General features: G+C 67.5%; 15 protein-coding genes. 3 read left to right on the plus strand and 12 right to left on the minus strand.

Features of this window, described 5'->3' with window-relative positions:
* Positions 1-125: 125 nt before the first annotated feature.
* A complete protein-coding gene (locus QUS11_05510; protein ID MDM7992752.1) occupies positions 126-1,508 on the plus strand; it encodes a hypothetical protein in 1,383 nt (460 codons plus the stop codon).
* Here the strand turns inward: QUS11_05510 and QUS11_05515 are convergent.
* Genes QUS11_05515 through QUS11_05530 form a run of 4 tightly spaced genes read right to left on the minus strand, consistent with a single transcriptional unit; the run spans position 1,462 to position 10,191 of the window.
* Positions 1,462-3,702: a transglycosylase SLT domain-containing protein gene (locus QUS11_05515; protein MDM7992753.1), complete on the minus strand. Its 2,241-nt coding sequence runs from the start codon at positions 3,700-3,702 to the stop codon at positions 1,462-1,464. The two genes, QUS11_05510 and QUS11_05515, sit on opposite strands and share 47 nt — an antisense overlap.
* Before the next feature lie 22 nt (positions 3,703-3,724).
* Entirely contained in the window at positions 3,725-5,143 is a 1,419-nt protein-coding gene (locus QUS11_05520) for a tetratricopeptide repeat protein (protein ID MDM7992754.1), read from the minus strand.
* Between the two features lie 25 nt (positions 5,144-5,168).
* Positions 5,169-8,783, minus strand: a complete 3,615-nt coding sequence (locus QUS11_05525; protein MDM7992755.1) for a hypothetical protein — start codon at positions 8,781-8,783, stop codon at positions 5,169-5,171.
* A gap of 7 nt (positions 8,784-8,790) precedes the next feature.
* Positions 8,791-10,191, minus strand: a complete 1,401-nt coding sequence (locus QUS11_05530; protein MDM7992756.1) for a LysM peptidoglycan-binding domain-containing protein — start codon at positions 10,189-10,191, stop codon at positions 8,791-8,793.
* Between the two features lie 60 nt (positions 10,192-10,251).
* Between QUS11_05530 and QUS11_05535 the strand changes: the two genes are divergently transcribed.
* Positions 10,252-11,220, plus strand: coding sequence for an aspartate-semialdehyde dehydrogenase (locus QUS11_05535; GenBank protein ID MDM7992757.1), 969 nt, complete (start codon positions 10,252-10,254; stop codon positions 11,218-11,220).
* 58 nt (positions 11,221-11,278) lie between these two features.
* On the opposite strand, the gene QUS11_05540 is transcribed toward QUS11_05535, so the two are convergent.
* Together QUS11_05540 and QUS11_05545 are read right to left on the minus strand one after the other, a co-directional pair.
* Positions 11,279-11,962, minus strand: a complete 684-nt coding sequence (locus tag QUS11_05540; protein ID MDM7992758.1) for a hypothetical protein — start codon at positions 11,960-11,962, stop codon at positions 11,279-11,281.
* A 108-nt stretch (positions 11,963-12,070) separates the two neighbouring features.
* Positions 12,071-13,078: a hypothetical protein gene (locus QUS11_05545; GenBank protein MDM7992759.1), complete on the minus strand. Its 1,008-nt coding sequence runs from the start codon at positions 13,076-13,078 to the stop codon at positions 12,071-12,073.
* 87 nt (positions 13,079-13,165) lie between these two features.
* Between QUS11_05545 and QUS11_05550 the strand changes: the two genes are divergently transcribed.
* Positions 13,166-15,016, plus strand: a complete 1,851-nt coding sequence (locus QUS11_05550; protein ID MDM7992760.1) for a SurA N-terminal domain-containing protein — start codon at positions 13,166-13,168, stop codon at positions 15,014-15,016.
* A gap of 1 nt (position 15,017) precedes the next feature.
* Here QUS11_05550 and QUS11_05555 read toward each other — a convergent pair whose 3' ends face one another.
* From QUS11_05555 to QUS11_05580, 6 genes are read right to left on the minus strand one after another with little or no spacing between them, the layout of a single operon-like run.
* On the minus strand, positions 15,018-15,971 hold the full coding sequence (locus QUS11_05555; protein MDM7992761.1) for an iron ABC transporter permease: 954 nt from the start codon (positions 15,969-15,971) through the stop codon (positions 15,018-15,020).
* The gene (locus tag QUS11_05560) at positions 15,968-16,750 is read right to left on the minus strand and encodes an ABC transporter ATP-binding protein (GenBank protein ID MDM7992762.1); all 783 of its coding nucleotides are present in this window, start codon (positions 16,748-16,750) and stop codon (positions 15,968-15,970) included. The genes QUS11_05555 and QUS11_05560 overlap by 4 nt, the downstream gene beginning before the upstream one ends.
* Complete coding sequence (locus tag QUS11_05565) at positions 16,738-17,571, minus strand: hypothetical protein (protein ID MDM7992763.1); 834 nt, start codon at positions 17,569-17,571, stop codon at positions 16,738-16,740. Before QUS11_05565 ends, QUS11_05560 begins: the two co-directional genes overlap by 13 nt.
* Positions 17,568-18,743, minus strand: coding sequence for an RNA polymerase sigma factor RpoD/SigA (locus QUS11_05570; protein ID MDM7992764.1), 1,176 nt, complete (start codon positions 18,741-18,743; stop codon positions 17,568-17,570). The genes QUS11_05565 and QUS11_05570 overlap by 4 nt, the downstream gene beginning before the upstream one ends.
* The gene (gene dnaG / locus QUS11_05575) at positions 18,736-20,460 is read right to left on the minus strand and encodes a DNA primase (protein MDM7992765.1); all 1,725 of its coding nucleotides are present in this window, start codon (positions 20,458-20,460) and stop codon (positions 18,736-18,738) included. The genes QUS11_05570 and dnaG overlap by 8 nt, the downstream gene beginning before the upstream one ends.
* A 3-nt stretch (positions 20,461-20,463) precedes the next feature.
* Positions 20,464-20,880 carry a Smr/MutS family protein gene (locus tag QUS11_05580; GenBank protein ID MDM7992766.1) on the minus strand — a complete coding sequence of 139 codons (417 nt, stop codon included), beginning with the start codon at positions 20,878-20,880 and terminating at the stop codon, positions 20,464-20,466.
* Positions 20,881-20,951: the final 71 nt, after the last annotated feature.

The raw sequence follows: 20,951 nt of genomic DNA on the forward strand, positions 1-20,951 counted from the left end.
GTCCCATGCTCCCGCCTCCGACCTCCGGCCTCTCCTCTTGCCGATGATACCTCTCCGCCGATCCTCCGGCACCCCGTACCGGCCGGGCTGGCAGACCCGCGGCACGGCCGGGTATCTTTCGATCCATGAGTACTCCGATTCCCGTCAGGCGTTCCAATGCTCTCCTGGCCGCTCTCTCCCTGGGAGCCAGCCTGGCCCTGACGGCAGTCTCGGCGCCTGCCGCCCCGCTCGACGACACCTACATCCATCTCGTCTTCGGCCGCAACCTCGCCCGGGGCGGATTCATGCAGTTCAACCCCGGCACCCCCTCGACAGGCCTCACGAGCCCGGTCTGGGTGATGCCGTCGGCGGCGGCCTCCCTGGCCGGCAGCGCCGCACCGGCCTTGCTCATGGGCATTTCGGCGGCTGCAGGAGCCCTCGCGGTGCTCGCCGGCGGAGGGGCGGCGCCTCTGCTGCTCCTTTGCGGACCGCTGATCTTCCACTCCTCGAGCGGGATGGAGACGGCACTGGCCGCTCTCCTCGCAACCGTCATCTCCGCCGGGCTGGCGTCCCGGCGCCTCGGAGGCCTGCCCCTGGGGCTCGTGCTTTCTGCGGCGGTCCTGACAAGGCCGGAGACCGCTCTGCTCTGCATCCCCGCGGCGCTCGGCGCCGGCGGCAGGAGGGAATTCGCCCTCCGGATCCTCCCCCCGGCTGCCGTGATCGTTCTGTGGGCGGCCTGGAACGTGCACGCCTCGGGCTCCCCCCTGCCCTCCACCTTCCATGCCAAGGTGTCGGGCACTGATTTCTCAGGCCTGCCCGGACTCGTCGCGAGGCTCCTCCTGATGGCCCCGCTGGCTCTCCCGGCGGCGCTCATGGGGATCGTCGGCATGGCCGGAAGGAGGAATCCCGCCTGGCTCTGCGTCCCTCTGCTCGCTGCCGCGGCGTTCGCCACCGCTCCCAACCACTTCAACCAGCTCCGGTACCACGTTCCGTGGCTCTGCGCCGCCATGCCGGCCGCGTCGGCATGGCTGAGGGGGAGAAGCCTGCGCCTGCTGCCGGGACGCACGGGGATCCCGGCCTTCGCCGCGACTCTGCTCCTCATGGTCCCGGGCGCCGCCTTCATGGCCCGGCAGAGGGTCCGCGCTGCATTCGACGTGCGGACGATCGACATCGCGCCGGCGCTCCTCGTGGATTCCCTTGCCTCGGATGGTGATGTGGCGGCTTCCGGTGACATAGGGGCGATCGCCTGGATCACGGGGCTCGAGATCCTCGATCTGGACGGGCTCGTCACGCCCGAGAGGCTCCCGGGGCCTTCCAGGGAGGGGTGGGGATGGATCGGCGCGAGATCCGACTGGCTGGTCGCCTTCCCGCGTCAGTATTCGGATCTCGTCTCGGAGGCCGGCGGCGCCCTGGAGTTCGTGGAGGGTTTCGGGAGCCCGTCACCGGCAGTTTGTGGAGAGGATTCCGTCGCGGTCTGGAGGGTCAGTCCATCGCCCCGGCGCGGGGCGAGAGGGTCGGGGCTGCCGTGAACCTGGGCTGCGCGAGGCCTGCCAGGGACGGATACAGGAGCCTGTAGATCTCGTAGTTGGCGAGGACCTTCTCGACATAGCGCCTGGTTTCGTTGAAGGTGATCCTGCAGAAGAAGAGGTCGTCGGAGAGGGTGGAGGCCCCCCAGCGGCCTGCCGCGTTGTGGGGCCCGCCATTGTAGGATGCGAGCAGCTTCACCGGCCCGTCTACCTCCGAGGCGACCCCGGACAGGTAGCATATGCCGTATCTCAACGACACCCCGGGCTCGAAGAGCGCGTCGGGCGAGTAGTCGTCCCAGCCCTGCCGCGAGGCCACGTATTCCGAGGTGCTCGGGATCATCTGTATCAGGCCCCTGGCTCCGGCGGGAGAGCTCGCGCCGGGCTGGAACATGCTCTCCTGCCTCATGATGGACCATACGAGCAGCGGGTCGAACCCGAAGTCGGCGCTGGTGCGGAGCACGGGCCCGGGCCAGGCGGCAGGATATCTGAGCCGCCAGAGGTCGGCCGGCCAGGGTTCGGGTGCCACGGTCGAGAGCCTCCAGCCGCAGTTCGGCATCCGTTCCCAGACGTCGTGCTCGAGGTAGAAGAGGGCCATCCTGCCCCCTCCCCCGACTTCCTCCTCGGCCGCCTTGAACTCCGCCACGGCCCACCGCCTGAGGCCCGCATCGAGCAGTACGGCCCCGCGCCTCGAGGAGGCTGTCGAGGGTGCCGGGACCACTCCGTTCCTGGTCATCCAGGCCTCGAGAGGTTCCGATGAGATGCCGGGGGACGGCGGAGAGGCCCCCAGGCGCACCTGTGCGAACCTCGCGGCCAGGGACTCGGAGCCGAGGCGGGATACGGCCCTGAGGGTGTCCATACCGGAAGCGTCGCCCTCCTCGACGAGCAGCCTCCCGAGGAGATACCTCGCGGACTGGGCATAGACGCTCTCTCCCGACTCCCGCGAGAAGGACGCGAGCTCGGCGGCCGCCTCACTGCCGCGGCCGGTCTCCAGCAGGGCGAGGCACAGGAAGAAATGCGCGTCGTCGGCGGCAACGTTGGACGGATAGTCGGCCATCATGGCCTCGAAATGGGGAAGGGCCTCGGCCCACCGGTCGTACTCGGCCAGTATGCTGCCCCTGTACCATGGGATGTTGCCCCGGCGCGGCGAGGAGGGATAGCGCGACTCCCACCGGTCGAGCACGGCAAGACCCGAATCCGGCAGCCCGCCGCGGGCCAGGTCGAGGCCGAGGTACATCAGGGCGTTCTCGGCATCGGCCCCCGCCGGGTGGTCGTCGAGGTAGCCGTCGAGGAGGGCGCAGGCCTGGTCGTAGGATCCGAGCCTGTCGCGGGTGCGGGCGGCGAGATAGACGAGATGGCCGGGAGGGTCCTGAGCATGGACGGCGATGTCGTAAAGCTCGTTCCAGAGGCCTCCGGCGTAGAAGGCGTCGGCCAGTCCGGCGGAGAACGCGCTGTCCGAGAGCAGCCTGGGCCTCAGGAGGGCGAACGCCGGGGCATGTATGTATCCGGAGGGCCAGAGCCTTATGGACTGCGAGAAGGCATCCTCCCACCCCGCGGCTCCGCTCTCGTGCCTGAAGGTTCCCAGGGCGCCCAGGAGACGAGACCTGAGCACGCTGTCGGAGGCCGGGACCCCCTGCCTGAGATCCGTTGCCTCGTCGAGCCTTCCTGCGTAGAGGAGGGCGCCGTACCGGGCGAGAGTGAGGTCGCCGGCGGTCTGCGCAGGGAAGCTGTCTCCCGCATAGCTCAGAGCCCGGAGGGCCTCCTCCCCTCTTCCGGCCGCGACGAGGCTCTCGGCCAGGAGGAGCGCGGCGTACTCCGGCATGGGCACGAGGCTGTCGGCGAGCTTCTCGAGCATCGCGGGCGCTATCCCGGCCCCTCCGGCCACCACGGCCAGCAGGGCGTCGAGGGAATCGGGGCTCGCAAGAAGGATCTGCGCGCACGGAATCGACGGTTCGTCCAGCAGGAGGGCCGCGGCCCTGGCGTCGGACATCCGCAGGGTGTCGCCTTCAGCCCTGAGTCCGGCGGCCTGGATGTAGAGAAGGGCTGATTCTCCGTTCAGCCCTTCGTCCGCGGCTGATCGAGCCGCCGTTTCGACGGCGGAGGGGTCCGGCGGCAGCGCTGCTTCGGCCTGACCGCCATCCTCCACGGCCCTGCACGACGAGAGGGCCAGGACGGACATGAGCAGTGCGAACCGGCGCATATGATTCAGAAGCGTCCCCGGATCAGTTCCCGGTCTTGTAGGAAGCCAGCTCCGCCTGGAGGTCCGGATTCCCGGGATCGGCCGCCAGCGCACGCTGGAGCAGTGCAATGGCGTCCGCATGCCTCTCCATCGAGACCATGGCTCTGGAGCAGGCCAGGGCGATCCTGGAGGAAGGGGCCGGATCCTCGATGAAACGTGCAAGTATTTCAAGGGTGTCCCTGGGTCTTCCGGTCTTCACGTAGAGGAGCCCAAGGCCGGACAGGGCCGGCTCGAGGTAGGGGTCCTTCATCAGAGCCTTCTTGAATGTCTCCTCCGAGGCCTTCATGTCGCCTGCGGCCGCCTGGACGTGTCCGAGGTTGGCCAGGAGCTCGGGCCTCTCCGGATCTATCTCCAGTGCCGATGCGAGGGCTGCGGCGGCTTCCGGGAGCCGGCCCTGGTTGAAGCTGTGTATGGCCTCGTTGTTGAGGTCGTCGACACGAGTCCGGTTGACTGCTTCCTTCTGGGTCCTCAGGAGGCCGGCCATCTCGGCCAGGGTCTTCTCCTGACCCTGCGCCGCCTCGCCGAGGGTGATCCTCATGTCGTCCAGTATGGACTTCTGCGCCTCGAGGGTCCCGCCGAGCCCGGATATGGCGCCCGTGGTCCTCGCGTCCAGATCGGCGACCTTCGCAGCCAGGCCGTCCTCCAGGGCCTTCACCGCGGCCGGGATGGCGGCTATTCCGGCACCCATCTCGGCCAGACCCGACTCGACGGGAGCGATACCGGAGGATGCGGCCTCCGACATCTTCCGGCCCAGCAGCTCGGGCATCCCGTTCACGAACCCGTCCAGGGCGTCGAGGCGGCCGGGGAGCCCCGCGGCGACCCCGGAGACCTCGCGGGTGGACTGCCCTATCTGCAGCACGGCCTCGAGCAGCGTACCGATCCTCTCGTCCTGTTCCGAGAGAAGCCTGCGTATCTCCTGTCCTTCGCTCCCGGCCTTCTCGAGGAGCTTCCCGGCCGAATCGGACACGGCCGCGCCGATGGGTCCGGCGATGCCCATGATGCTCCCGGCGGTCTCGGAAACGGTGCTCTGGATCGATTCGACACGGGACTCGAGGCTCGCGAGCCTGGCTATCCCGGCCTCGAGAGGAGCGGTCAGGCTCTCGATCGGGAATGCCGCCGGAGGCTGTGCCTCCCCGGCAACCACCCCTGAGGGCGGCACGTAGGCGGCGGGTTCCGCCGGCCGCGCGGCGGACTGCCCGGAGATGGTCTGCAGCGTCTCCACACCCTGGATCAGCCTGTCGAGTCGCTCGAACAGGCCGCTCGAGACCAGCTTCTCCAGAGAGTCGACCTTGCCGGCGATGGCCGTGGTCTGACCGGATATCTCGAAGACCAGCTTGCCGATGCCCGTGATGAGACTGCTCACGGAGAGCTCGGAAGGAGTCGTGCCCTCGCCCTCGTTCATCCCGTGACCTTCCCCTCTCGCTTCATCACACCGTTGATATCGTCGAGAGCCTTCCCGCGGGAGCGGCGCCGCCGCCCAGCCCGGGGATCAGGTTCCTGTGTCTCGATTCCACGAAACGCTCCAGGGCGGCCCGGTCGGCGGGATAGCCGGCCTCGCCGAGAGCCCAGTGGAGCCTCTGGAGCAGGATTGCGTCTCCGGTCCTCCGGAATGCCTCGATCCACTGGTCGATGGCCGCGCTCCTGCGGCCGAGCCTCCAGAGCGCGGTGGCGGAGATGTCGGCAGCCTCGGCTCCGGCGTCATCTCCTCCGGGAAGGGCGGCGAGCGCCTCTGCGGCCCTGCCGGAGAGGAGCAGATCCCTGGCGGCGGAGAGCCCGGTCCCGGAAGCGGAGGATCTCTTCTTCTGGAGACCACCCCTGACCAGCGACAGCATCTTGTCGTCCATCCTCGACCAGGCGGCCTCCGCCGCCTCCGGCATCATGCCGGCCGAGACGAGGAGCTTCACCAGGTCGAATGAAGGCGGGACCGGCGGGGAGGAGGCCTTCCACTTCTCGTACCCCGCGCGGGCTATGTCGCCGAGCATTCCCCCGCCGCCGCCGCCGGCGTCCAGCAGGAGCTCGCCGAAGCCCAGCAGCCTCTCTATCTCGAGACCCGAAGCGAGGACCGCGCCTGCCGCGGCCGAAACTTCGGCTGCAGGCGCGCGGCCGTTTCTCAGATCCTCCCCGAGCCTCCCCTCGACCGCCTTCTCAATCACTGAACGGTCGCGGACGGAGTTCCAGAACTCCATCCGTGTAATCCTGCCATCGTGGGTGTCTTCGAGGAGGCGTTCGGCCGCGGTGGTGCGCCAGGCTCCGATGCCGTCGCATGCGAGCTTCTTGAGGACGGCCGTCTCCATGTCGCGCATGTCGCAGGCCGCGAAGACTCCAGCGAGGTGCGACATCGCCTCGTCGTCCCTGCCGGCCTGCCACTGTTCGAGGGCGCGTTCGGCAAGCGTGCGGGAAACCGGCACGCTCAGACCCTGACGCCTCCTCATGGTATCGGAGAAGGCCGCCGCATTGGCGGTGGCTATGGCGCACACCGCCTTGAGGGAGGGACCGCCGCCCTTCCTCAGGAGAGCGGTCGAAGCCAGCGAGGGGTCCGCCAGCACCGCCTTGACCAGGAGCGCATCGGGATCCAGCTGGAGCTGGTAGCGGTCGGAGAGCTCGGCGGCATACGCCAGGCACTGGCCGGATCCCCTCTCGCTGCCGCTGGATTCGCAGATGGCGGCTATCTCCGCGGCCTTCCCCGCGTTCATCTCTAGCACCATGGACGAGAACCTGCGGAGCCGGTCGAAGTCGTCGGACAGCGCTGCCGCCCTCACGAGCATGAGAGGAGCGTCGACCATGCCGGGGCTGGCATGTGCGAGCTGCTCGAGGAGGTCGGTCACGCCGGGCGAGGTCAGGACGGGCTGGAGCCAGGCGCAGGCTTCCGAATACCGCCCGTTCGTGGCCGAGGCCTTCGCCAGGAACATCCTGACCTGTGCACCGTGTTTTCCCGGATCGTCGAGAAGAGTCTCCAGGACGGCCGATGCAAGACCGCTTGTGCGCCTGTCGTCCACTACGTCGCCGAGATGGGTCAGCCCGCCCTCGATGTCGCCGGCCGAGATGCGCCTGCAGAATTCCGCCAGTCCCGTGAGGGCCGGATCCTTGATGTCCGAGGAACCCAGGGCGCCGCCGGCGAGGGCCAGCTTTCCCTCGGCGAGGAAGGCGCGAAGCCTGAACAGCACCTCGGCCGGGGGGTCGCCCCAGGCGAGCCTGGAGACGAGGTCCATCCTCCAGACGTCGGATCCGCTCGTGCGGAGGATGATGTCGGCCGCGGTCTTCGCGGCTCCGGTGTCGGCGAATATGGGCAGCAGGACCTCGAGGCTGAGCCTGGCGAGCGATGTATCGGGCAGCACGGAGACCTGGCCGGCCACGGCGGGTGCCAGGTTCGCGTCCGAACAGGCCTTGATCAGCCAGGTGTCGGCCTTGTCGAACATGTTCCGGGAGATGGCGGCCACGGCGCCCAGCAGGGCCTCCTGGGGGGTCTCGGGCGAGAATCCCGACGCCAGGAGCTCGTCGGCCCTGCGGATGTGCAGGTTCGACTCCCTGATGTCCTCGAGGCCGCGTTCGGGCACGGTTTCGCCCGCAAGAAGGAGGGAGAACCAGTCGGATGCGGCCTCCCCCTCGCGACCCGCCACTCCACGCACGGATGCCCTCATCCTGCGGAGGCCGGGATACTGCTCCATCAGCCCGTCGAAGTGGCTCAGGACATGGACGATGTCCTCGCGCGACTTCCTGTCCTTGCGGTCCTGGAGGTGCTGCATGGTGGCCGCAGCCTCTGACTCCCTGCCGCGGACCTGCATCGTGACGGCCAGCAGGGTGAGCACTTCGGCACTGTTCTTGTCCTTGAGGAGCAGCTTCTGGATCATCCCCTGGACCCACTCGGGATCTCCGGCCACGAGCCGGCACAGGGCGGAGACCGCGTCGGAGACGGTTCCGCGCTCTGTCATGAACTCCGCGAGCTTCCTGGCGATGCTGTCGTCCCTGTCGATGCCCTGGTCGAGGAAGGCCGCGGCGGTCTCCCCAAGGGGGCTGGACGCCGCATCCTCGCAGGTGAAGGCCTTCTCGAGGGAATCCAGCGCACTGGTGTTCTCTCCGCGGTCCTTCTTGTATCTGGCCATGAGGAGATGCGGGCGGGCGTTCGCCTGGGCCTTCGAGACGAGGTCGCGCAGGGCGGCTTCGAAATCGAGCGTCCTGTCGCCCTCCTCGAAGAGGCGCTCGAGCTCCCGCGCGGCGTCGTCGAAGCGCTCGGCGGAGGCGAGGAGCCTGACGAAGTAGATCCTGCTCTTGTTCGTGAGGTCGAGGGGGATCAGATCCTTCTCGACGACGGCGAGAGTGCTGTTGACGATGTCCACCGGCGCCTCGAAGAGGTCCGGGAGGTTGCGCAGGGCCAGCTCGGCGTTCTCGAACGCAAGGTACACCCTGACGAGATAGAGCACTCCGAGAGGGTCGCGGGCGTCGCCCTTCCTCGTGGCGATCCATTCCACCACGGACGGGATCCTCTCGTCGGCCCTGGCGGACTTCTGGGCTGCGCGGAGAAGCGTATCCAGGGCCTCCTGCACCCTGCCCTTGCGGAACTGGGCGAGGCTCCACCCGACGTACCTGTCGATGTCGCCCTCGAGCAGCTTGTCGGTGGCGAACCGCTCGGCGCTCCTGGCACCGGACTCCAGGGCGTCGAACAGCTTGGTCTCGGCGGATCTGTCGACCCGGTTCAGCAGTTCTATCGCACCGGTGTAGTCGCGCTGGCGCAGCTTGATCTGCCACAGGGTCCGGAGCAGCTCGAAGGACCGGGGGAAGTCGGCCTGCCTGTCCTCGAGCAGTCTGACGACCGGCGTGGCCAGGTCCCTGTGGAGACGGATGATCTCCTCGCCGGCCCTGGCCGACAGGTCGGGATACCCGATGTCCATGAGGAAAGCCACGAGTTCGCGGGCCAGTTCCGGCGTCTCGAGAAGTATCTTGAGATCCTGCTCGACCTTGGTGGCGGCCTGGTCGACGTTTCCGGAGTCAGCCATGGACTTGATGACCTTGAAGAGCCTTCTCTGCTTGCTTTCGAATAGAGCCATCGCGATCCTACTCCACTACCCGGATCACGAGAACCTGGCCGATCCTCAGATTGTTTCCGGACATCTGGTTGAGAGCCTGGATCTGCTCGACCGAAACGCCGTACCTGATCGAGAGGTCCCAGAGCGTGTCGCCCTGGACGACCGTGTGCGTAACACCAGCATCGGCGGACTGCGCCGCCGAGGAGGGGGCGGGGGCGGGAGCCGCCCCGGCCCCGGCCGGAGGCGTCCCCCTCAGGAGGATCCGCTGCCCGGGATGTATGATGGCATCCCGGGACATCTCGTTCCAGCCGGCGACCTCCGCCGAGCTGGCGCCGACGGTCTGGGCGATGCCGCTGAGGGTGTCGCCCGACCGGATGGTGTAGTAGAAGTAGCCCTCGTTCTCGCCGCTCTCGACATTCACCGGGATCGATTCGGGCTCGGGGAGGACGAGCCTCGTGCCAGGCACCAGGGACGCCGTCGGGTTGGCGGCCCGCAGATCGGCGTTTTCGACACCGAGAGCGAGGGAGATCGAATCCCACGTGTCGCCCTCCCCGACCTGGTATCCGCCGGTGTCCATCGTCCATGCCGTCGAATAGGCGGCCGAGGCTGCCTGGGCGGGGACAATCATCTCCCAGCCGTCGCCGTAGGAAGGGGTCCGCTCGTTCAGGAACTCGCGGTTCAGCATCACGAGGCTCTCCGGGGGGATGCCGGCCGAGGCGGCCAGCAGCCTGAGGTCGAGGCCCGGTGGAGCCCAGATGACGGCCAGCGAATCGCCGGTCATGTCGACGGACTGGTAGGCCCGCAGAGCGTTGGCGAACCTGGGCACGAAGCTGCGCGTCTCACCCGGCAGATCGAGGTTCTCGAGCGACGTCGTCCCGCGCGAGGATGCCCTCTGGACGGCCCCCTCGCCGCAGTTGTAGGCTGCGAGTGCCAGGCCCCAGCTCCCGAAGAGGCCGTGCAGGTACTGCAGATACCTGGCCGCGGCCCTGGTCGATGCCGTCCAGGAGTATCGCTCGTCGATCTCGGAGTCCATGCGGAGATCGAGCTGCGTCCCGGTGCCGCGCATGATCTGCCACGGGCCCGCCGCCCCGGCGCTCGAGTAGCAGCCCACCTGGTAGCTGCTCTCGATCCAGGGCAGGGCGGCCAGCTCACGCGGGACCCCCTCGTCCTGGAGGATCTTCTCGACGAGCTTCGCTATGCCGGGAGAGCCGGGGAACCGGTCGGGCCTGTATGTGATGTCGCTCCGGTCCGCCAGCGTCATGGGGAACTCGTCGGCCGGGGCCCAGTCGACCGAGGATCTCGCACCTCCGATGATCCCCGGGAGGGGTACGGCCGTTATCGAACCGCCGTCGCGGGCTACCTCCGACCTCCTGTAATCGATTATCCTGGTGCCCGAGCAGGCCGATGCGAGCAGAACCGCGGCGATCATGGAAACGGTTGTGCGGTTCGGACTCGTGATCCTCACAGTCGCATTCCGGGGGTGGATCTGATGCGGATAGGTGTCGTGGGAGCGACAGGTCTCGTCGGGAGGGAGATGGCCCGCATCGTGCGCGATCGGTTCGATCTCCCAGCATCGTCCTTCCTCGCGTTCGCCTCCGGATCCTCCGAGGGCAGGACCGTGCCCTACGGCGATGCCGAGGTGCGTGTCTCCGCGTTCACCGACGAAGCGGTGGGTGCGGGCGATTTCCTGCTCGGCGCCACGGCCGCCGAGGCTGCCGGGGAATGGGTTCCGCGGGCCGTTGCCAGGGGCGCCGTCGTGATCGACAACTCCTCCAGATACAGGATGGATCCCGGAGTCCCTCTCGTGGTCACCGAGGTGAACCCCGGGGCAGTCCCGGCCGGGTGCAGGCTCATAGCCAACCCGAACTGTTCCACGATACAGCTCGTGGTGGCCCTGGCGCCGCTCGCCGCGGCGTTCGACATCGAATGGGCCGCCGTTTCCACGTACCAGTCCGTCTCGGGGGGAGGCTCGCCCGCCCTCGCGGAGCTCGAAAAGGAGGAGAAGGGGCTCTCCGGGAGAAGCAGGGGTGAGATGTACCACCGGAACGTCCTCACCTCGATCGGATCCCTGGACGGGGACCTCTACTGCGAGGAGGAGAGCAAGCTCTCGCGGGAGACGGCCAAGATCATCGGGAAGAGCTTCCCCGTGTTCCCGGCCTGCGCCAGGGTGCCGGTGCGCGTGGGACACCTCGAATCCGTCACCATCAGGTTCAGGGAGAGGATCGAAGTCTCCGCGGTCTGCGGGGTTCTCTCCGGGGCACCCGGAGTGGTGCTCCTCGGGCAGGGCCTCGCGCCGGCGGAGGTCGAGGGCAGGGACGGCGTGCATGTCGGTCGCGTGAGGAGGAGCCCCTCCGACGGATCCGTGATCCAGATGTGGATCACGGCCGACAACGTGAGGAAGGGCGCCGCCCTCAACGCAGTCCAGATACTCGAGATGATCCTCGGGGGCAGGATGTGACACAGACGGCCTCCGTGACGGCATCGCCACAGGCTCCGCGACCTTCCGGGCGGATCGCCTAGAGGTCGAGGTCGTCGTCCACCAGGTCGAAGTCCTCGTCCAGCGGCTCCTCTTCGTCGAGCGAACTGCCGCAGTTCTCGCAGAAGAGCTTCTGTGGAGGATTGACGTGGCCGCAGGAAGGGCACTTGGTCTCGGAACCGGCTGACGGCTCCTCCTCGATCTCCTCGTCGATCTCGAGATCCACCGGCTCCTCGACGGGGGCCTCCTTGGCGGCCCTGGAAGCCGAGGCCGACTTGCGGGCCGAGGTGGCTTCGTCGACGTCCTTGAGAACCTTGTTGAGATCGCCCAGCTCCGAGCGCAGTTTCTCGAGCTCGGCTCCGGTGGCGGCCCTGGAGTGCCTGGCGTCCTCGAGTTCGGCGCGGAAGGACCCGTCGTTGGCGTCGTATTCCTTCAGCTTCGCCCTGAGGTTGAGCTCGTCGACCTTGTCGCTCTCCTCGGTGTAGCGACGCTCCCTCTGCTCGATCTCCTTCTTCAGCTCCGCGACCTTGCCCTCGAGGGTCCCCCTCTCGGCGGAGATCGAACTGAGGACGCTGTCGAGCTGGTCCTGATAATCCTGCCGGATCCTCTTGTAAACCCTCTCGTTGGTTTCTGCCTTCAGCTTCTCCAGGTTGGCCAGCCTGTCGGCGAGCTCGGTACGGCTGGACAGCAGCTCCTGGATCTTCTCCTCAAGAACCTCCGCCATGTCAACTCCTCTCGAGGGACTGATGGACCTGCAGAAGCAGGCAGGGGCTCACGCCTATTGTCCTGGTCCGAGTCCGGCCGCGGACGCGGACGCCCGCAGTTCACGTAGTCAATATACTTTTTGTTCCGGTGTCAAGGAGTGTATCAGCGCGGCGAGCACCGTGAAGGGTTCACCCCCCGTCTTCAGCTTATGGTCGGAGGACGCCAGGGCTTCCGATGCGATCCATTGCGGCGGGACCGACGTCTTCGCCGCAGCATCGGCAAGACGGTCCGAGGCGCCCCGGGGCAGGCCGGTCTCCCTCTCGATCTCCCTCCGCCCGCCGCCGGAGGCGAGTATCGACCTCGCGGCCTCGAGCTTCTCCCACTGTCTCTGGATCAGCGCCAGCAGAGCGACCGGCTCCTCCCCGGCCTGCAGAAGCCTCCATGCAAGGGCCAGTGCGCGCCCCCTGCGCCCCGACCAGATCTCGTCCGCCAGATCGAACACGCCGGGGTCCGCGACTCCGGTGAGGAGCCCCGCCATCTCGGCCTGGGACAGAGTCCTGCCGCCGGAGAAGACGGCAGCGGTCCTCACGGCGTCGTCGAGCCTCGACAGGCTGCCTCCGGCCCAGGCCACCAGGGCGCTCCTGCTCCCGGCTGTGAGCGCGAGACCGTGCTCCCCTGCCAGCAGGTCGCACCACCTGGGCATGTCCCTCTCGAAAGGATCCCAGCATACATAGGAGACGGCTCCGGGGAGCCCGTCCAGGGATGCGTTGAAGGAGTTGCGGAGCGCTGTCTCGGTGGATTCGACGAGGATGGCGTCCACCCGTCCGGAAGCCGAAGCGGCCTCGACGAGTTCGCGCCTGACGGCGGCCGGCAGCCTGTCGGCCTCCGGAAGCCTCAGGAGCCTGCCGGGGGCGAACAGCGAGGGCTCCTCGAGCATCCTCGTGATCAGGCCGGGTTCGGCCTCGTCGGGAGGAACGGCTCCATACTCGAATCCGAGTTCGGAGCAGAACCGTCTCCTCACCGCGTCCCTCACCCTCGAGAGCTGCACCTGCTCGGTTCCACAGGCGAGGAAGACCGATCCCGGACCTGCCTTCCCGACGCTGTCCATGAAGCCCTGAAGCGAAGAAGCCTTCAATATCCCTCCGCAGGCTTGCCCTGCCGACCTCCCGTCCTTATTGTTGCGGATCAATCGCGGACGGCGGCCAACAATCGGGAGATAAAGATGCTGACCTGGTTTCGAGACAACGCGAAGATATTCCTCATAGCCATAATTGTCACTTTCGTGGTCCTCATCTTCGTCGACTGGGGCACCGGCCGCAACAGGAACAGGGGCGGGGCGCTCGGCGCGATCGCACGGGTGGATGGACAGGATGTCCCGCCCGAGGAGTACGACGCAAGCATATCCTCCATGTACACGAGGCTCGAGAGCCAGATGCAGGCCGCGGGCCACCCCGACCCCCAGTCGGAGCTGTCTGCCATGTCGTACAGGATCCAGGATGCCGCCTTCGACGAGATGGTGGACAACCGGCTCCGCGACGCCTATCTGCGCAGGATCCGCTGGAGCATGCCCGACGAGGTGTCTGGCGAGGCATACATAAGGGCCATCCTCGAGATGATGGGCACCACCGACGTAGATGCCGCCTGGCGGCAGTTCTCGGAGACACCCGGGTTCCAGTCGCAGTTCTACCAGAACGTGCTGCAGATGAGGGCGGCCATGTTCCCGGCCGCCGGCCGCATGCAGAACATGGCTCCGCGGGCCGAACTGTCGTACTTCATCGCATCCTCGTACATGCCCGTCACGGCCAGGTTCGTGGCATTCCGGGCCACCCCCCCGATCCCGGGCCCCGAGGAGCTCAGGTCCTTCTACGACTCGCACGCCGAGCTCTTCACCTATCCGCCCAACGCCAGGGTCAGATATGCCGTGATCGCAGTGCAGCCCGGCTCTTCGGACATCGAAACCGCGCAGGGTGTCGTGGATTCGCTCGCCATGTCCCAGTCCTCCCCCGACACGATGCTGATCACCCGCGGCAACATGCTCGCCTTCATGGGAGCGGATTCCATCCCGCCGGCCGGCAGCCTCTCGCAGGGGTTCACAGGCCTGTCGATGCGCGGAACCGGCGTGCCTTCCGCCCACAGGGTGATGATCACGTCGATCGCTCCTTCGTTGGAGGATCCGGGCGCCGGTGACACGCTCACCGTGCTCCACTGGGAGTCGCCGGTCCTGCCCGGCCGGGATGCGCTCTACGCGACCGTGCAGGGAGTCGAGGACAACATGTCCGGGCTGCTCGCCGGCTCCGTCCCGATGGCCGAATCCCTCATGGTGATGGACTGGGGCGAACTCTACATAGAGGAGAACGGGGCGCTGCCCGAAGGCATCCCGGAGGGCATGAGGGCCTTCGCGCTCGACACCGCCTGGGTGGACTCCATCGGGCCGGTCTTCTTCTCCCCCTCGTACAGGGGCGGCTATCCGGCCCTCATAGTGGCGAGGATGCTCGACAGGAACCTCGAAACGCGCCTCGTGCCGTTCGAGGAGGTCGAGTCGTCCGGCGAACTCCTGATGACGGCATATACCGCCGCCGCTGCGGAATCCTCGATGGCGGAGGCCTCGCGGGCCCTGGCGGAGATGGAGGCGTCCGGGGTCTCGCTCGGCATCTATGCCTCCGCCGAGTCGCTCCCGATAGGAACGACTCCGGAGTTCACCGCCCGGGATGTACGGAACGCCTCCCTGTCCGACCCGGAGTCCTACGGCGGACTGCTCGCCAGCGCCGACTTCGCCCTGGCCGCACTGACCGAGCCCCTCCTCACCCCGATAGGGCCGTTCAGGACGGGCGGTGGCGCCATGATCGCCGAGATAGTGAGCAGAAACGAGCTGCCCATGCCCTCCGATCCGGCCGTTCTCGCCCCGATGTACCTCGGAGTGCAGACCGGACACGGTTCCCTGGCTGTCCTGAGCCTCCTGGACATCCTGAGGGAGGACGCATCGGTCGAGGATCTGAGGGCGGAATTCGAGCAGGCGCTCAGAGAGAGCAGGAACTCGCAGGAGCCCGAACCGGTGCTCCCGGCGGGATACTGATCTAGGTCCCTCCGCCGCCCTCCCTGAACAGGAGGGCCAGGAAGAACGGGCCCCCGAGAAGGGACATGACGATCCCGATCGGGATCTCCGCGGGCGCCGCGACCACCCTGGAGACGACATCGGCCAGGAGCAGCACCGCCATGCCGCCGAGCGCGGATGCGGGAAGCAGGACCCTGTTGTCCGATCCGGCGAACCTCCGCATGACATGCGGCACGATCAGCCCGACGAATCCTACCGGCCCGACCGCACCCACGGCTCCACCGGCCAGGAGCGAGGCGGCCAGCAGGAGGGCGTTCCTCTCCGTCCTCACTCTGACACCGCGCGAGGCGGCCAGGTCGTCGCCCATCGACAGCTGATTGAGGGTGCCCGACCTCGGAAGGGCCAGCGACAGCCCCAGCACGACGAACGGCAGGAGGAAGAGCGGAACTGCGCCGTCAACTGCCGCCAGGTCGCCCATCATCCACCTGATGATCTCCACCAGCCTGGAGGCGGGGCTGAAGTACTCCACCAGGAGGAGCAGGGAGGCCCCGACCAGGTTGACCGTGACTCCGGAGAGCAGCAGCCTGGAAGAATCACCCCCCCCGGAAGCCCTCGCAAGGGCCCAGACCGCGGCGGAGGCCGCAAGGGCGCCGGCCGATCCCGCTCCGAGGAACACGATGACCGGCATCATCGGCTCCAGGATTATGAGGGCCCCGGCGGCAAGGCTGGCGCCCGCGGAGATGCCGAGCGTATAGGGCGTGGCGAGGTCGTTCCGCAGCAGGCCCTGCAGGATGCAGCCGGAGACGGCAAGGGACGATCCGGCCAGCAGCGCGAGCGCGACCCTGGGGATCCTCAGCCTGAGTGCGAGCGCATCGTCCGGGAATCCGAGGGGGCCGCAGGAGAGCGAGAGAAGGACTCCGAAGAGGACCAGCAGGGCGAGGCTGATCCAGAGAAGGGGCCGTCCGCCGGTCTTCACGCCTCGCCCACGAGCAGCGGCACGACCGAGAACCCGCCGTACCCGTCCTGCGAAACCGCGAGGTCGACCCCGAACACGTCGCTCAGGATCTCCCCCGTACAGACCGACGGCGGAGGTCCGAAGGCCCTGGAGCCCCCTCCGGCGACAGCCAGCACGCTCGTGGCGAACCTGCCTGCTATGCCTATCTCGTGAGTGCTGGCCAGTACCGACACGCCCATCGTCCCGAGGCGCCCCAGCAGCTTCCAGACGTCTATCTGATGACGGAAGTCGAGGGAGGCGGCGGGCTCGTCGAGGAGCAGGAGAACCGGTTTCTGGGCAAGTGCGGAGGCCAGCATCACGAGGCGCCTCTCCCCTCCCGAGAGCTCGCAGAAGGGCCGTCCCGCCAGACCCGCCACCCCGGTCAGATCCATGCACTCCTCCGCGATACCGAGATCGACGGCGCTGTCGGGGCTCCAGGGCTGCCTGTGGGGATGCCTGCCCAGGAGGACGGTCTCCAGCACGGTCAGGCGGCTGCCGTGGTTGTACTCCTGCGGGAGGAACGAGGCCAGCCTGGCCATCTCGGGCCTCGTGAGGGCCCTCGAATCGGAACCTGCGATGGTGACCCGGCCCGACATCAGGGTGCCGAGGTTCAGGATCGCCCTGAGGAGAGTGCTCTTGCCCGCGCCGTTGGGTCCTATCATGGCGCAGATGCCGCCCTCCTCGAGGCCGAAGGAGATGTCCGACAGGACGGCGTTCCCTCCATATCCGGCCGACAGGTCCTCGACGGTCAGACGCTGCACAGCGCGCCGATCCGCCTGGCGATGGCCGGCAGCCTGGAGCCCGGGATCATCATGAAATCGTCGAATGCGAAGACTATCATGCCGGGGGGCAGTTCGGCCGCCCCCCAGAACTCCCTCTCCGCGGTGACGATAGATGCGCTGTCACCGGCCATTCCGGGGAACAGGTGGAGTATGAACCCGGGCCTGAGCGCCAGGACGCCCTCCACCGAGACCGACGGGTAGGTTCCCGCATCGGGCGCCGCCAGGGAGAGGCCCATCCTCTGAAGGAGGCCCTCGTACCAGGTCCCGTGGCCCGCGAGGGTCATCATGCCGTCGCCGGGCTCGTGCCATACCACAACGGCCACGGAAGGCCCGCTGCCCCCGTTGGATTCGCGGATCGAATCGAGGGTCGAGGTCAGCCCGGCGCGGTATCCCGAGAGATCGGCCCCCCAGCCGGTTTCCAGGGATTCCACGGAAGCCAGGACATCCTCGAACGTGTCGAAGCTGAAGGCGTGGTATTCGGCCCCTATCAGGCCGCAGATCGACTGCAGCTCTGGATTCCTGCCGACGGAGAGCACATCCGTCGGATCGAGCACGGCCAGGGCCTCGGCCGAAGGGTCCAGATACCCGCCGAGCCTGGGCACCCCGTCGAGCGAGGGAGGCCACTCCGTGTACCTGTCCACGCCGCAGACGTTGTCCTCGAGACCGCCCTCGCACGCCAGTTCCACCAGGGAGGGGCCGAAGACCGCCAGCCTGGCCTCCTCGACGGATCCCGGCTCCCGGGTCCCTCCGCATGCCAGCGCGAACGGGAGCAGAACTGCAGGCGCGGCGGGGGTTCTCACTCGCAGTCCTCCGGGAAGAGGATGCCGATCTTCCTCAGCTTTCCGAACGCCCTGGCCTCGAGCTGGCGCACCCTCTCACGGCTCAGACCGAGCTCCCTCCCGATCTGGGCCAGGGTGACCGGCTCGGAGTCGTCGAGGCCGAACTTCCTGATGACGATCGCCTTCTCCCTCTCGTCGAGCGTTCCCAGAGCCTTCTCGACCCTCTCGCGCAGGTCGCGCCTCACGGCCTCGGAGACGACGCCCGGGCCCTGGGGTGCTCTGCTTATCAGGTCGTGCACGGTCGAGTCGCCGTCCTCCCCCAGCGCCTTGTCCAGGGACAGCGTCTCCATGGAGGACCAGTGGATCGCCCTCAGCATCTCCAGCGTGACACCGACCTCCTCGACCAGCTCCTCTTCGGTGGGATATCGCCCGAGGCGCTCGAGGTACACGTGCCTGACCCTGTTGACCTCGCTCTGCATGATGGTGGCGTGGGCCGGTATCCGGATGAGCCGCGAGTTCCTCATCAGGGACTTGAGGATCGCCTGCTTGATCCACCAGACCGCATAGGTGGAGAACCTGAAGCCCCTGTGGAAGTCGAACCTCCTGGCGGCGGATATCAGGCCTTCGCATCCCTCCTGCACGAGATCCATCTCGTCCACCGGGGTGAGCTTGCCGTACCTCCTGGCCCACTTCACCACGAGCCTGATGTTGGCCTCGACGAGCTTCTCCAGGACCTTGGCCTGGTCGACTCTGGCAGCCTCGAAGCGCTCTGCGGCCCGACCGCCGGGGGCGGCGGCAGTCTGCAGGGGGCTCTCCAGCAGGGCCGCCCCCGTCCTCTCCACGAATTCCCAGTTCGGATGGAGGGCCATGACCGTCTCCACCGAGATGCCTTCATCCTCCATCATGCGGACGGCTCCGGCCAGGCTGTCGCGCCTGTCCTCCGGGAGCAGCCCGTTCCTGACACCCCAGTATCCCCTGTCGAGCACCTCCTGATCGGAAGGAAGGCCGGCGGCGAGCGCCGAAAGTGGCTCCAGGAATGCGTGCCTGCCGTCCGGATCGGTCAGCAGGGCCTCCAGCATGGCGACCCTGGCCTCGTCCATCCTCTGCGCGATGTCGTTCTCCAGTTCGGGAGTGAGCACGGGCACTACATCTATCGCCCTGTAGAAGAGGGTACCCGAACTGAGGTCAGGCATCGGTCCCACCCGGATCACGGGAGGGCGACCCGAGTCCCGAGATCTCCTTCAGTATAGCCTTCCTCTCCTCCGCTCCGGCATGCCCGAGGCGTTCCCTGAGCTCCGCCAGGCGCTGCGAAGACCGCCTTCTCTCCACTCTCTCCCTGATCCTCGCCCTGTCCTGCTCTTCGAGGGATCCCTTCGAATCCTGGGCGACGGCGATGGAGGTATAGAGGGATGCCGGTCCGGGAGGCATCCCCGCTACGGATGCCGGGCGCCCGCCCCCGGCCGCGGATGCCGCGAGGATCTCGAAGAGCTCGCGCGCCGGACCCGGGCCGAAGTCGCCGGGCTCGAGGAATGATGCGAGACCGGCGTCCAGCCCTCCGTCGGCTCCGGACATGAGGGCTCTGAGCAGGGACATGTCCGATGCGCCGATCCGGGGCGTCTCCACGCTCCTCCTTGCGGGCCTCTCGGGGCTCTCCTGCTCGAGCTGGGCCGAGAGGGTCTCCATGGAGTACCCCGTCATATCCGAAATCCTCCTGAGCATCGTTTCGCGGAGCACAGGCCCGGATGCCCTCGAAGCCAGGGTCAGGAGCCTCTTCACCGCCTGCACAGCCCTGCCGGAGGCCTCCAGCCCCTTCCAGCCCCCCGAGAGGGACATTGCGAAGGCCACCGGATCGAAGGCCGTCTCGACCTTCGAAAGGAATGCCTCCATCCCGCGGGATGCCACGAAGTCGTCAGGGTCGGTCCCATCATCCAGCCTGACCACTCCGGGCCAGCATCCCTCCGCGAGGAGCACCTCGCAGGCCCTGAACGCCGCCTTGGCTCCCGCGGCATCCCCGTCGTAGCATACCACCACGCCCTGCGCCAGGGAAACGAGCTGCCTCGCCTGCGGCTGGGTGAGCGCGGTCCCGCACGTCGCAACCACGCACTGCAGGCCCTCCTGGTAGAGCCTGGCATGGTCGAAGTAGCCCTCGACGAGAATCACCGTATCCATGTCCCTGGCGGAGGCCCTTGCCTCGTTGTAGCCGTAGAGCAGGTCGCCCTTGTGGTAGACCGGGGTGTCGGGTCCGTTGAGGTATTTGGGTTCGACCGGACCGGTCGCCCGGCCTCCGAAGCTGACGGTCCTCCCCCTCCTGTCACGAATCGGGAAGAGGAGCCTCTCGCGGAACCTCTCGTAGGTCTGTCCCGAGTCCGGCCGGATGGCGAGTCCGGCCTCGACAGCGGTGCTGGAGGAGAAACCGAGATCCGAGAGATGTCTCAGCAGACCGCCGCCCTGAGGCGCCCATCCTATCCCGAGGCTCTCCGATGTGGCGCTCGATATCCCCCTCTTCTCCAGATAGGAGCGGGCGCCCGAGGATCCGCCGGATGCGAGCGAGCGCACATAGAAGGAATGTGCTTCTTCGAGGATCCTCCTGAGCGGCGCACCCGGGTCGGCCTGCCTCGGGACGTCGGAGACGTCGATCCCGTACTCGGAGGCCAGCTCCTCCAGCGCCTCCCGGAACGAAACGCCCAGGAAGTCCATCAGGAAGGTGAACACGTCGCCCCCGGCCCCGCAACCGAAACAGTGGAACGCCTGCCGCTGGGGGGATACATGGAAGGAGGGCGTCTTCTCCCGGTGGAACGGGCAGAGCCCCCTGTGACCGGAACCGCTTCGGCTGAGAGGCACGTACCTTCCGATGACCGCGACTATGTCGGCGGCATCCTTGACCCTGGACACCGCTGCATCGTCGTACACGCGCTACCGCCTGTCCGACAGGATGGCGATGGTCACGCCCGTGCCGCCCTCGTGCGGCTCGGCCATGCCGTGGGACGCGACCCTCCTGTCCCTCTTCAGGAAGTCGTGCACTGCCTTCATGAGCACGCCCTTCCCCTTGCCGTGTATTATGCGCAGCCTCGTGAGCCCGGAGGCCAGGCAGGAGTCCATCCTCATGTCGAGCAAACCAAGGGCCTCCTCCGACGTCATCCCCCTCATGTCGATCTCACCCGAAACGGGTTCGACGGAATAGGCCGCGGGTGCCTCCAGCCTGCGGGGTTCGTCACCGGACGCCGGCCTGAGATCTCCCGGGGCCCTCTCGACCCTCAGCACGCCGAACCTCACCACGACCGACGAGCCCCTGACCTCCTCGACCACTCCCGTGCCCTTCCAGCCATCCACGGAGACGACGTCTCCCGCGGAGAACCCGTCGGGCCCTGTCTCTTATACACATCTCCGAGCCCACGAGACAG

It is taken from the genome of Candidatus Fermentibacter sp. (genome assembly GCA_030373045.1).
Classification (GTDB): Bacteria; Fermentibacterota; Fermentibacteria; order Fermentibacterales; family Fermentibacteraceae; genus Fermentibacter.

Coding starts and splice junctions, on each gene's coding strand:
- QUS11_05515 (MDM7992753.1), bottom strand. CDS start 3,702: ATGCGCCGGTTCGCACTGCTCATGTCCGTCCTGGCCCTCTCGTCGTGC.
- QUS11_05510 (MDM7992752.1), top strand. CDS start 126: ATGAGTACTCCGATTCCCGTCAGGCGTTCCAATGCTCTCCTGGCCGCT.
- QUS11_05570 (MDM7992764.1), bottom strand. CDS start 18,743: ATGCCTGACCTCAGTTCGGGTACCCTCTTCTACAGGGCGATAGATGTA.
- QUS11_05535 (MDM7992757.1), top strand. CDS start 10,252: ATGCGGATAGGTGTCGTGGGAGCGACAGGTCTCGTCGGGAGGGAGATG.
- QUS11_05550 (MDM7992760.1), top strand. CDS start 13,166: ATGCTGACCTGGTTTCGAGACAACGCGAAGATATTCCTCATAGCCATA.
- QUS11_05520 (MDM7992754.1), bottom strand. CDS start 5,143: ATGAACGAGGGCGAGGGCACGACTCCTTCCGAGCTCTCCGTGAGCAGT.
- QUS11_05530 (MDM7992756.1), bottom strand. CDS start 10,191: ATGATCGCCGCGGTTCTGCTCGCATCGGCCTGCTCGGGCACCAGGATA.
- QUS11_05540 (MDM7992758.1), bottom strand. CDS start 11,962: ATGGCGGAGGTTCTTGAGGAGAAGATCCAGGAGCTGCTGTCCAGCCGT.
- QUS11_05525 (MDM7992755.1), bottom strand. CDS start 8,783: ATGGCTCTATTCGAAAGCAAGCAGAGAAGGCTCTTCAAGGTCATCAAG.